The sequence below is a fragment of the Xanthomonas arboricola genome (assembly GCF_003353015.1).
GTDB classification, from domain to species: Bacteria; Pseudomonadota; Gammaproteobacteria; order Xanthomonadales; family Xanthomonadaceae; genus Xanthomonas; species Xanthomonas arboricola_E.
On sequence record NZ_QREM01000007.1, the window covers coordinates 454,742 to 466,991 of the forward strand.

The 12,250-nt window shown below is 65.2% G+C and carries 7 protein-coding genes and 7 tRNA genes; 9 read left to right on the top strand and 5 right to left on the bottom strand.

The genetic code is table 11. The features are described 5' to 3' along the window. Nucleotides 1–840: 840 nt before the first annotated feature. Genes C0541_RS05410 through C0541_RS05420 form a run of 3 tightly spaced genes read right to left on the bottom strand, consistent with a single transcriptional unit; the run spans nucleotide 841 to nucleotide 8,563 of the window. The gene (locus C0541_RS05410; RefSeq protein WP_115046462.1) at nucleotides 841–3,927 is read right to left on the bottom strand and encodes an efflux RND transporter permease subunit; all 3,087 of its coding nucleotides are present in this window, start codon (nucleotides 3,925–3,927) and stop codon (nucleotides 841–843) included. Beyond that, complete coding sequence (locus C0541_RS05415) at nucleotides 3,924–7,433, bottom strand: efflux RND transporter permease subunit (RefSeq protein ID WP_115046464.1); 3,510 nt, start codon at nucleotides 7,431–7,433, stop codon at nucleotides 3,924–3,926. Before C0541_RS05415 ends, C0541_RS05410 begins: the two co-directional genes overlap by 4 nt. Beyond that, nucleotides 7,430–8,563: an efflux RND transporter periplasmic adaptor subunit gene (locus C0541_RS05420; RefSeq protein WP_161959896.1), complete on the bottom strand. Its 1,134-nt coding sequence runs from the start codon at nucleotides 8,561–8,563 to the stop codon at nucleotides 7,430–7,432. The genes C0541_RS05415 and C0541_RS05420 overlap by 4 nt, the downstream gene beginning before the upstream one ends. 203 nt (nucleotides 8,564–8,766) lie before the next feature. On the opposite strand from C0541_RS05420, the gene C0541_RS05425 reads away from it, so the two are divergent. From C0541_RS05425 to C0541_RS05460, 8 genes are all read left to right on the top strand, one after another. Continuing rightward, nucleotides 8,767–9,159: a c-type cytochrome gene (locus tag C0541_RS05425; protein WP_115046469.1), complete on the top strand. Its 393-nt coding sequence runs from the start codon at nucleotides 8,767–8,769 to the stop codon at nucleotides 9,157–9,159. 8 nt (nucleotides 9,160–9,167) lie between these two features. Then, nucleotides 9,168–9,629, top strand: a complete 462-nt coding sequence (locus tag C0541_RS05430) for a c-type cytochrome (RefSeq protein ID WP_115046471.1) — start codon at nucleotides 9,168–9,170, stop codon at nucleotides 9,627–9,629. 104 nt (nucleotides 9,630–9,733) lie between these two features. Further along, a tRNA-Ala gene (locus tag C0541_RS05435) sits at nucleotides 9,734–9,809 on the top strand. A gap of 47 nt (nucleotides 9,810–9,856) precedes the next feature. Continuing rightward, nucleotides 9,857–9,932: transfer RNA gene (locus tag C0541_RS05440), tRNA-Glu, on the top strand. A 20-nt stretch (nucleotides 9,933–9,952) separates the two neighbouring features. Then, nucleotides 9,953–10,028, top strand: a tRNA-Glu gene (locus C0541_RS05445). A 536-nt stretch (nucleotides 10,029–10,564) separates the two neighbouring features. Next, nucleotides 10,565–10,640: transfer RNA gene (locus C0541_RS05450), tRNA-Ala, on the top strand. A gap of 49 nt (nucleotides 10,641–10,689) precedes the next feature. Next, nucleotides 10,690–10,765, top strand: a tRNA-Glu gene (locus C0541_RS05455). Between the two features lie 20 nt (nucleotides 10,766–10,785). Continuing rightward, nucleotides 10,786–10,861 (top strand) — tRNA-Glu (locus C0541_RS05460). A 209-nt stretch (nucleotides 10,862–11,070) separates the two neighbouring features. Here the strand turns inward: C0541_RS05460 and C0541_RS21000 are convergent. Next, complete coding sequence (locus C0541_RS21000; protein WP_115046473.1) at nucleotides 11,071–11,247, bottom strand: hypothetical protein; 177 nt, start codon at nucleotides 11,245–11,247, stop codon at nucleotides 11,071–11,073. 341 nt (nucleotides 11,248–11,588) lie between these two features. Next, nucleotides 11,589–11,675 (bottom strand) — tRNA-Leu (locus C0541_RS05470). A gap of 139 nt (nucleotides 11,676–11,814) precedes the next feature. Here C0541_RS05470 and C0541_RS05475 point away from each other — a divergent pair. Then, on the top strand, nucleotides 11,815–12,195 hold the full coding sequence (locus C0541_RS05475; RefSeq protein ID WP_161959897.1) for a response regulator: 381 nt from the start codon (nucleotides 11,815–11,817) through the stop codon (nucleotides 12,193–12,195). The last annotated feature ends 55 nt before the right edge of the window (nucleotides 12,196–12,250 follow it).

Below are 12,250 nucleotides of genomic sequence, written 5' to 3' on the forward strand. Positions count from 1 at the left end.
GTAAAAGAAAGCTGGTTGCCGAGAAAAGCGTGGTTGACTGGCGCCTTATAGTTTTTTTGAAGAAAAGTACCGTCGTTTGCGGTTTGGTTTTGGTCGAGGAGAGCCTGATTGGCTGGCGCCTTGATTCCATGCGTGTCCTGCCCGCGGGCGCCGGGGCAGGACACGCCGTGAACCCATCCATGGGGCTCTTACACGACATCCCTGTCGTGTAAGGTCCTGCCCCGCCGCCCGCGGACCACTCTCGAATGTTCCTGTGTTGGCGGAACGGAGAGCAGCCATTGCCGCATGGCATGCCCGACCTAGCTTTGGTCGTTGCCCCCGCCTAATGCCGCAGAGGCCTCATCGCATCCTTCTTGGAGGCGGCGGATTGAGAGCGGTGGAAAGCGTGCACTTCTAAGTCGTTGGCATCCGGGCGGTTTGTCTGGGAGCGAGGAAGTCCAAGGTCCAGAAAACGTGCAGCGAACTTTGCGGATGATTGGCACGCATCAAGATCGAGCACTGAACCGGCTGCCGTTTTTCGTCGCCTAACCTCGCGGAAACGACTCGCCAAGGCGGCAGCGTGGCCGGGGAGTGGCGGAGAGCGGCACAGGGAGGTGCCGCGCGGCGAGTCAGACAGGATGTCTGACCGAGCCGAGGAGCCAGTCCGCGGACGCGCTGTCGCCCCAACCGATGCCAGCGACTGTCGGCATGCGTGGCAGTGCCTGGAGAAACCGTACCCTCACCCCAACCCCTCTCCCGGTGGGAGAGGGGCTTCAGGCGGCGCGTGACGTTCAGGACTAGAACGCTAAGCAGCAGTGGCGTCTTCGGCGCACCGTGACAACCTTCAGCCAGGTTGACCGATCAAGACTCCAGCGCAACGCTTGTCGGCGGCGTTTTCGGCACACCGCGCGCGCGCCGCACCAGCGCGGCTGCGCCGTTGCTCATGTCGTCGAGAATCGCGTAGATCGTCGGCAGGAACAGCAGGCTCACCACCGTCGAAAATGCCAGGCCACCGGCGATCGCGCGGGCCATCGGGAAATACGGCGGGCCGTCGCTGAACATCGTGGTGCTGGTCAGCGAGATCGGCACCATCGCCAGGATGGCGGTGCCCATCGTCATCATGATCGGCCGCAGGCGCTCGCGGGAACCTTCGATCAGCGCCTGGGTGCGGCCCATGCCGCGGCGGCGCAGGTTGTTGATGTGCTCGATCATCACGATGCCGTTGTTCACCACCACGCCCATCAACACCAGGATGCCGATGAAGGACATGATCCCGAACGAAGTGCCGGTGATCCAGAACAGCCAGAACACCCCGAAGATCGAAAACACCACACCGCTCATGATCGCCGCGGGAAACAGCAGCGACTCGAACACCGCGGCCATCACCACGTAGATCATCACCAGCGCGATCACCAGGTTGAACAGCATCTGCCCCATCGCCTCGCCGTCGTCCTGGTAATCGCCGCCGTCGAAGGTGTAGCTGTAACCGGCCGGAAAGCTCATTGCCTTGAGCGGCTTTTCCATTGCCGCGCGTGCTTCCGGGACGGTGACCTTGCTGGCCAGGTTGGCCTTGATGGTCAGCGTGGTCTGGCGATTGGTGCGGCCGATCTGGGTGGCAGCCGGGCGAATCTGCACATCCACCAGGCTGAGCAACGGCACGCTGCGGCCATCCTTGGTGCGCACCGTGAAGCTGGCCAGGTCTTCCGGCTTGCTCTGTTCGGCGCCGGCAAAGCGCACCCATACCGGCACCTCGTTGTCGCCGCGGCGGAACTCGCGCAACGGCGTGCCGCGCAAGGCCAGGCCCACGAAACTCGCCACCTGCTCGGCACTGAAGCCGAAGGCCGCCGCGCGCTCGCGATCCACCCGGATCGCCAACTCGCTGGTGCGATCGCCGGTATCCACATGCACATCGCGCAACTCCTTGCGCTGCGCCAGCAGCGGCACCACCTCGTCGGCCAGGGCCTGCAGGGCCTGGGTCGAGTCGCCGACCAGCTGCACCTGCACCCCTTGATTGCCGCTGCCGCCATCGCCCTGGTTGCCGATGCTGTAGTCCGCACGCGCCGAGCGCGGCAATGCCTTGCGGATCTGTTCCAGCAGCGACGGCAGGTCCTTGACCTTGCCCGCATCGAAGGTCACGGTGGTGCTGCTGCCTTCGGCCTCGCTGAACCACGAATAGATCTGGGTGATGTGGTACTTGTCGCGATGGGCCTGCAGGTAGTGCTCGATCCGCCCGACCTCCTCGCCCATCTGCTCATGCGTGTACGAGCCTTTCCACTGATACTGGATGAAGGCCTCGTTGCCCCCATCGCCGCCGAACATGTCCACCTTGGTCAGCTTCATCGGCACCAGGCTGATGGCGCTCACCAGGATGATGCCAGTCACGCTCCAGCCGCGATGGGCCAGCGTCCACGCCAGTACCCGCGCATAGCGGCGTTGCAGTCTGGCGATCACGCCATGGTCGGAAGTCACCAAGGGCGGCGTCTTCATGCGCGCGGACAGCATCGGGATCAGGCTGATCGCCACCAGCCACGACGCCAACAGCGACACCGAAATGGTGATCGCGATCTGCGCCATGAAGATGGAGATGTTGTTGGTCTCACCGAACAGGTTCGGCACGAAGACGATGCAATGGCACAGGGTGCCGGCGCTGAGCGCGATCGCCACGCTGCGCGTGCCGAGCAGCGCCGCCAGCTGCGGTTGGCCGGGCATGCGCTCGCGCTCCTGGTAGATGCTTTCCACCACCACCACCGCGTTGTCGACCAGCATGCCGACCGCCAGCAACAGGCCCATCATGGTCAGGATGTTGAGCGTGACGCCGACGAAATACATGAAGCCCAGCGTGATCGCAAAGCAGATCGGAATCGCCAGCGTCACCATCAGCGTCGATGGCCAGTGGCGCAGGAAGAAGAACAGCACCGTGATCGACAACAGCAAGCCCACCGCGCCGGCTTCTGCCAGCTCCGCCAGCGACGAGGTCACCGCCTTGCCCTGGTTGTCGATCACCTTGATCTGCACATCGCGCATCGCAGGTTCGGCGCGAATGTCCTCGACCTCCTTCAACGCCGCGCTGGACACATCCACCAGGTTGGCGCTGCGCTCCTTGTAGATATCCAGCCCGATCGCCGGCCGTCCATCCAGGCGGCGTCCGTAATTCATCCGCGTCGGCTTCAGCCGCACCTGCGCAATATCGCCCAGGCGCAGGCCCCTGGCATTGAGCACCAGGTCGCGCAACTCCTGCAGGTCGCGCAATTCGCCGATCGGCTGGACCCGAATGCGCTGGCCGTTGTCATCGATCTGGCCGGCGGACACCGAGAAGTTGAGCTTGCCAAGGCGCTCGCTCAGGTCATTGAGGCTGAGGTCGTGCGCGGTGAGCCGGTCCGGCGCGATCGCGATCTCCACCTCGTTCGGCGGGGCGCCGGAAATCTCCACCTTGGCCACGCCGGGAATGCGTTCGATGCGCCGCTTGAACTCGCGGTCGAGCATGTCGTACGCGCCGGTCAGGTCGGTCTGGCTGGCCAGGCGCACCTTGAGCACCGGCTCGTCGCTGCTGGACCATTTGTAAATGTGGAAACGCTGCAGATCGTCCGGAAAGTCGTCGCGGATGGCATCCAGCCGCTCGCGCGCATCCGAGGCGGCGATGGCGATGTCGCGATCCCAGTCGGAGAACTCGATGAAGATGTTGGCGCCATCGGCGGTGGCGGTCGAGCGCATGCGCTTGATGCCGGTCATCGTCGCCAGCGCCTCTTCGGCCGGCCGCACCAGGTTGCGTTCCACCTCGTCCGGCGTAGAGCCGGTGTACGGCAGTTGCACGAACAGGAACGGTGCGGAAATGTCCGGCAGCGCCTCCAGCGGCAGCCGGAACGCGGCAATCAGCCCCACCACCACCAGCGAGACGAAGCACATGATGGTGGTGACCGGGCGACGGATACTGAAGGCGGCAACGCTCACAGCGCCTCCAGTCCGTCGGAGTTCCCGGGTGCCTGTGCACGCTGCCCGGCCATGCGCCGGCCACGCTCCAGGTAGTACGCATCGGCGCGACGATCCAGCAGGTCGTACACCACCGGGATCACCAGCAGGGTCAGCAGCGTGGACACCAGCAAGCCGCCGATCACGGTGATCGCCATCGGTGCGCGCACCTCCGCGCCCTCGCCCATCGCCACCGCCAGCGGCAGGAAACCGAACAGGGTGCACAGCGTGGTCATCACGATCGGCCGCAAGCGCGAACGCGCACCTTCGATCAAGGCCTCGCGCTTGGGCACGCCCTCCTCGCGCAACTGGTTGACCTTGTCGATCAGGATGATCGCGTTCTTGGTCACCAGCCCCACCAGCAGGATCAAGCCGATGAACACCACCACCGACACCGGCTTGCCGGTCATCAGCAAGGCCAGCACCGCGCCGACCATCGCCAGCGGGATGGTGAACAGGATGACGAACGGATGCAGCAGCGATTCGAACTGCGAGGCCATCACCAGGTAGACCAGGAAGATAGCCAGGCCGAACGCAAACAACAGCGACTTCACCGATTGCGCCAGCTCCTCGCCCTGCCCGCCGATATGCATGCCCACGCCGGCGGCCAGCGGATCGTTGCGCACCATCGACTCGACCTCGCGCACCGCACCGCCCAGATCCATGTCATGCAGGCTGGCGGACACGATCGCCACGCGGGTCTGGTCGGCGCGATGGATTTCGCTCGGCCCGGTCGTGGCCACCACCTCGGCCACCGCCGCCAGACGCACCGGCCGGCTGCTGCCGAGGTTGACGATCAGCTGCCGGATCGCATCCACGCTGGCGCGGTCGCTGTGCTGCGCGCGCACCAGCACGTCGATCTTGCGATCGCGAAAGCTGTAACGCGTGGCCACGTCGCCGCGCACCTTCTTGACGATGACATCGGCGATCTGGCGCGTGGTCAAGCCCAGCGCACCGGCGCGCTCCTGGTCGAAACGGATCTGGATTTCCGGAAAGCCCTCTTCCACCGTCGACTTGACGTCGGCGTAGTGGCCATTGGCGCGCAGCATCGCCGCCAGCTTCTGCCCGGCACGTTCCAGCTCGCCCAGGTCCTGCCCACGCAGTTCCACTTCCAGCGGCGTGGAAAAACTGAACAACGCCGGCCGTGCAAAATCCACCTGCGCGCCCGGGTGCCCGACCATGCTGTTGCGCAGCCGCGCGGTGGCCGCCGCTTCCACTGCAGGACTGCCGCCGCCGGCCATCACCACGGTGAGCTTGCCGATGTTCTCGCCGCTTTCGGTGGGATTGGCGTCCAGCCGCGTGCCGCTGCCGCTGACGCCGTACAACGAGGCGATGCCCGGCTCCTTGTCGTGCGCCAGCTGCAACTCGCGCACCAGCGCGTCGGTCTGCGCCAGCGGCGTGCCGGAAGGCAGCTTCACCGTCATTTCGAAACGGTCCTGCGCCAGCTGCGGAATCAGGTCCGCACCCAGCATCGGCACCAGAAACACCGTGCCGATAAACGCGGCCGCCGCCAATCCCAGCACCAGGCCGGGCCGACGCAAGGCGGCCGGCAACATCGCCAGATAGCCACGCTCGGCGCGGCCATACGGCGCCATCGCCAGGTCGCTGGCCTTGCGCATCACCGGCGAGACCACCCGCGCAACGCCACGCCACAGCTTGACTACCGCCCACGCCACACCGAGGAACGCATAACGCACGCTCGCACCGGCACCGCGCCGCCCGGCAGCCACCGGCTTGAGCCAGCGCTGCTGCGGCCGCCACTGCGGGTGGCTCGGCTCGTCCGGGAACGCCATCGGCGGCGCGCCCTTGAGCGAACTCAGCATCGGGATCAGCGTCATCGACACCACCAGCGAGATCGCGATCGCGATCGCCACGGTCATCGCCTGGTCGCGGAACAGCTGCCCGGCGATGCCGTCGACGAACACCAGCGGCAGGAACACCGCGATCGTGGTCAGCGTGGAGGCCATCACCGCCATGCTCACTTCACGGGTGCCGGCGATTGCGGCATCCAGCACGCTCAGGCCGCGCTCGCGCGCCTTGGCGATGCTTTCCAGCACCACGATCGAATCGTCCACCACCAGCCCGGTGGCCAGCGCCAGACCGCCCAGCGACATCACGTTGAGGCTCAGGCCCAGCTGGCCCATGAAGAAGAACGTGGTGATGATCGACACCGGCAGCGACAGGCTGATCACGAAGGTGCTCCAGCCATCGCGCAGGAACAGGAAGATGATCAGGATCGCCAGCACGCCGCCGATCACCGCATCCTTCTTGACGTCGCTGATCGCGTGCTCGATGAAGTGCGACTGGTCCTCGATGGTGGTGATCTCCACATCGCCCGGCACGGTCGCCTTCAACTGCTCCAGCCGCTTGCGCAGCGCAGCGGCGGTGGAGACGGTGTTGGCGTCGCCTTCCTTGTAGATCGCCAGCTCCACCGCCTCCTTGCCGCCCAGGCGGATGATCGCCTCGCGCTCCTTGTAGCCCTGGCGCACGTCGGCCACATCCTTCAGCCGCACCGGCATGCCACCGGCAATACTGCTGGTCGACGACGAGGACGTGCTCTGCACCTCGGCCGCCGCCGCCAGCGCCGCCTGCGAGCCGGTGGACGCGGCGATCGCGTACATCTGCTGCATCGCCGCTTCCGCGGCGCTGCCGCTGCTGCTCTGCGTGGTCACCAGCATGTTGCGGATCTCGTCCAGATCCACGAACTGGTTGACCGTGCGCACCAGGTACCGCTGCGAGCCTTCTTCCAGCCGGCCGCCGGAGATGTTGACGTTCTCCTCCTTCAGCCGGGTGATCACGTTGTCGATCGGCAGGTTGAGCTGGGCCAGCTTCTGCTGATCGATATCGACCTGGATCTCGTCCTCCAGCCCGCCGCCGACCTTGACCGCGGCCACGCCGGCCACCGGTTCGAGCTTCTTTTTCAGATCCTCGTCGGCATAGCGACGCAGGCCGGTGAGCTGGCGGATCGCATCGCTGTCGGAAGACGGCGCCTGCTTCGGCGACAACGCCAGCCGCATGATCGGCTCGGTCGACGGATTGAAGCGCAGCAACACCGGCGGCTTGGTTTCCAGCGGCAGCGACAGGGCTTCCATCTTGTCGCGTACCTCCAGGCTGGCCTGGTCCATGTTGGTGCCCCAGGCGAATTCCAGCACCACATCGCTCTGCCCGGTGCGCGAGATCGACTTGAGCTTGCGCAGGTTCTTGACCACGCCGACCGCTTCTTCCACCGGCTCGGTCACCAGCGTCTCGATTTCCGCCGGCGCCGCGCCGGTGTATTCGGTGCGCACGGTCAGCGTGGGATAGCTCAGGTCCGGCAGCAGGTTGACCTTGAGACTGCGCAGGGCGATCAGCCCGAACAGCAGCATGGTCACGGTGATCATCGCGATGGTCACCCGCCGCCGCGTGGCGAAGGCCACCAGACCGCCGCCGCCGGGCAAGGGCGCATGCGGGTCGTGCACGGGTCCGTGCGGGTTGCCGTGATCGCTCATGAGCGCTTTCCGTCGCTGTCGGTTGCCGGCGCCGCAGCCGCAACCGGCTTGCGGTCGGGCTGGCCGATCACCTGCACCGCAGTGCCATCGCGCAGCGCCACCTTGCCGGCGGTGACTACCTGGTCGCCTTCCTTCAGGCCCTGCCGCACTTCCAGCCACGGACCTTCGGCATAGCCGAGTTTCACCGGCACCCGGCTGGCCTTGCCGTTGCGCACCACGAACACCGCCGGCTCGCCATCGTCCAGCAGTGCCAGGCGCGGAATCACCAGTGCATCCTTGCGCTGGTCGTAGTCGATGCGGATGCGCCCGAACATGCCCGGCTGCAGCGCTTGGGCGCCCTTGCCGAACGCACAGATCACCCGGAACGTACCGCTGCCCGAATCCACCACCGGCGCAATGCGGTCGACCTTGCCGATGAACTGCTGCCCGGGCAAGGCATCGGCCAGCAAGGTCACCGGCTGGCCGGATTTGAGCGTGGCCAGTTCGCGCTCGGGCACGTTGAGCGTGGCCTCCAGTTGCGAGTCGTCGACGATGCGGAAGATCGGCGTATTGATCTGCACGAAGTTGCCGGTCTTGATCGAGCGCGAGGCGATCACCCCGGAAATCGGCGCCTGCACCGTGGTGTAGGACAGCTCCAGCGATGCCAGGCGGTGTTGCGCGCGGCTGTTTTCGACATCGAACTTGAGCTGGTCGACATCGGCGGCGCTGACCAACTGCTGCCCCACCAGCTGGGTGGAACGGCGATAACTGTTCTCCAGCTTGCGCAGTTGCGCCTCGCTTTGCGCTACCGCCAGATGCGCGCGGTCCGGATCCAGCCGGACCAGGGCCTGGCCCGCGGACACCTGCTGCCCCTCTTCCACCATCACCGCCAGCGCCACGCCGGAGGTCTTGGCCACCACCTGCGCTTCGGCACGCGGCTCCAGGGCGGCGGTGCCGGTATAGCTGGCCGCCACCGCACGGCGCGCCGCCGTGGCAATTTCCACCGGCACCGCGTCGACGCTCTTGTTTTCCTCGGCGGCCTTGGCCTCGCCATCTCCCGTCTTGCAACCGCCCAGCAACAGGCTTGTGGTGATCAACAATGCAGCGGCGCAGGTTCCGCTGCGACCGGGCAGAAAGGAGAGTGGCGACATCGTCGTGTCCTAGTGGATGCGTGAACAGGTGTTGTAGGCAAGTAAACCACCCGGCGATGATGCCGCCAATGCGCCAAAGGTCATGGTCTGTTCAAGTTCGCCTATTCACCCCGTTTGCGCGGGGCCAAATCGCAGGCATACTCGGACCGGTTCCGTCACGCCCCCACGTGCGGACGTTCAATCAGTCTTCCGGATACGAAACCATGCGCCCGCAGCCGCTCGCCGCTTGTCTCGCTCTGGTCGTCTTCCTGCCGTTTGGGGGCGCATCAGCGACACCGTCAGTCCCGCCAGCCGCATCCGCCACGCCTGCGCCCGCCGCGGCAGTGGCCGCACCCGCAGCGCCTACCGGCAACCCGTCCAACGGCCGCTTGCTGGCCTATACCTGCCAGGGCTGCCACGGCGTCACCGGCTACAAGAACGCCTACCCCAGTTATCGCGTGCCCAAGATCGGTGGCCAGTCCAGCCAGTATCTGACCCAGGCGCTGACCGAGTACCGGCAGGGCAAACGCAAGCATCCCACCATGCAAGCGCAGGCGCAGAGCTTTTCCGAGCAGGACATCGCCGACATCTCCGCCTACCTGTCCACCCTCAAATAAGCGCCCACATGCCGAACGCCCTGCACGCTCCGCGTCTAGCCATCGCCCTGGTCGCTGCCCTGATGGTGGCGGCCTGCTCCCAATCCCAGGTGGAGTCCACCGATCGTTCCGCCGACGATGCCGGCCACGCCAGCGGCGAACATGGCTCCGGCTCGTCTGCCGGGCTGCCAAGCGGGCGCGCCGAGGCCGGCGACACGCTGGCGCACGCAAAGGGCAAGGCCACCGGCCAGAGCTGCATCGATTGCCATGGCGCCGACGGCAATGCTCCCATCGACCCCAGCTATCCCAAGCTCGGCGGCCAGTACGGCGACTATCTTGCGCACGCCTTGCAGGCGTACCGCAGCGGCGATCGCCAGCATCCATTGATGACGCCACAGGCCACCGCGCTGAGCGATCAGGACATCGCAGACCTGGCCGCCTACTTCGGCGCACGGCAGACGCAGCTGCGCGACCTGCACGGCGTCAACTGAGCTGCGGACGCGTCGCGTGCACTGCGCACGTCGCGTCTCATTCGGAATGAAAAACCACTTGCGCGAAGATTAACCGGCCGCTATCATTTCGTTCTCAGTTTCGTGGGGCCATAGCTCAGCTGGGAGAGCGCCTGCATGGCATGCAGGAGGTCGGCGGTTCGATCCCGCCTGGCTCCACCACTTCAGACATTAGGCCGTCTGAAATGACAACTCAGGTTTTGATACGCGTCCCCATCGTCTAGAGGCCTAGGACACCACCCTTTCACGGTGGACACCGGGGTTCGAATCCCCGTGGGGACGCCAATCATCTNGTTTTGATACGCGTCCCCATCGTCTAGAGGCCTAGGACACCACCCTTTCACGGTGGACACCGGGGTTCGAATCCCCGTGGGGACGCCAATCATCTGAAAGCCCCGGCACCGCCGGGGCTTTTTTTATGCGTTTTGCGCACGCGCCGGACCGCGGGGCTGCGCGCTGCAGCCGTCCCGCGCCATGACGTGCATTCCGCTTCAGCGCCGCTTCGCCCTCGCGTGCTTGTGAACTGATGACCCCCACTGCTGCGCGCAAGTAACCTCAGCGCGGGCGAACGCGCCGATGCCTCACCTGTGCAGATCGATGTTCGTTTCCTGCGCCAGGCGTCCAGCGTCAGCTTGCCTCGAACGATCTGGCGGCAAGCACGGCATTGCAGTGGGCACTGCGTAACGTCAGCAAGCGCGTCGACGCATGATGCAGTGCGCCGTGCCACGAACGACGAGGCGCCCAGAATGCGAATGCACCACAGATGGCACGCCCACATAGAGCGAAGCAAGCAGCAGGCACTTTCGCGCGCGTGGCCACACCGTCATCGACACGCAGCGATGGCAGCGCATCTTTTTTGCGCAGACCGCTTCCCAAAGTTGTTTTCAGTCGCTATGATTGCCGGCTCGCAGCATCGTGGGGCCATAGCTCAGCTGGGAGAGCGCCTGCATGGCATGCAGGAGGTCGGCGGTTCGATCCCGCCTGGCTCCACCACAATTCCCGACATAGGCCGTCTGGAATCTACAACCAGGTTTTGATACGCGTCCCCATCGTCTAGAGGCCTAGGACACCACCCTTTCACGGTGGACACCGGGGTTCGAATCCCCGTGGGGACGCCAATCATCTNGTTTTGATACGCGTCCCCATCGTCTAGAGGCCTAGGACACCACCCTTTCACGGTGGACACCGGGGTTCGAATCCCCGTGGGGACGCCAATCATCTGAAAACCTCGGCATTGCCGAGGTTTTTTTTGGCTAGTTATCTGGCGGCGCCCTGCTTCGCAGCATGCAATGGGCGGCGGCGCGGCATGCGCCCAGCGGATCGCTGCATCTACATCCGCACGCACGCCGATCGGGTGTGGAACGCGCGTATTCGATGATGCGCTGACCCGCTTGCAAGGCCAACAACGCCGCGCAGCGACAGATCAGGCCTGGCCGGCATCCAGCGCCTTGCGGCCTTCGTGGGTGAGATCGATATCGCCGTCTTCGGCCTGGCTCGCATAGCCGGCGCGCACCGCCCAGTTGGCCTCCTCGTCGGCAACCGGCTTGGTGTCGTGGATGTCGCGCAAGATGCGCAGCTGCTGCGAAGAATCAAAATCCATGGAAGCCACCTGCTAGAAAGAGCTGTTCAAGGTACGCACCGCGCGTGATGGTTGCGTGCCTGCAGGCGCAAGGCGGCAAGCTGACCTGAGCTCGCGGGACTTCTTTGGCAGCAACGCAGCCGCCATGCAAGCCGGCCGAGCACGCGGCCATGCGACAACGAGACGATCTCGCGTCAGCCGCCGCAACACGGCGATACCGTGCCACTGCATCGCTGACCGCAGTACCCGCACGCGGCGGCGCGGTGGCTGCCCGACTTGCCCGTTCGAGGCCATCGCCGAATGCGCAAAAGAAAAGCCCCTCCGACCGTCGTCAGAAGGGCTCTGCTTGTGCTGCTACATCCTGGTGCCGAAGGTGGGACTCGAACCCACACGCTTTTAAGGGCGGCGGATTTTGAATCCGCTGCGTCTACCGATTCCGCCACTTCGGCGCGGCCGCGTAGTATAGCGACTTGCGTATGAAACGAACAGTGTCAGAACGCGCCTGACGAATTCAGGTGCAAGCGGAGTCATCAGCGCCGCAGCGAAGCAGTGTCGATATACTGGCCGACTTAGGTGAAGGAGCAAGCAATGTCGGTGTTGCGTGGAGTTCGGGTGCTGGTGGTCGAGAACGACCAGATGAATGCCATGCTGCTCGACCTGCAGCTCGTCCAGGCCGGTGCGGTGGTGCTAGGCCCGGTCGGAGAAGTTGCACACGCACTGACGCTGATCAAGGCCGACGCGCCGGAGATCGCGGTGCTCGACTACCGGCTCGGCAACGGCGAGACCAGCGAGCCGGTCGCCCGATTGCTGTCGGAGCTCGCGATTCCGTTCGTGCTGGCCACCGGTGTTGCCAGTGGCACCATCCCCAGCGGCTTCGAACGAGGCGTGATCCTGACCAAGCCCTATTTGTCGGACGAACTGATCAGCGCGCTGACCAGGGCGCGGCAGTTGAGCGGGGCCGCCAGCTGAGACCGACAGCCTGACCGGACCCGCCAGCGTGCGGACGATGCGCGCGCCCCTCCAT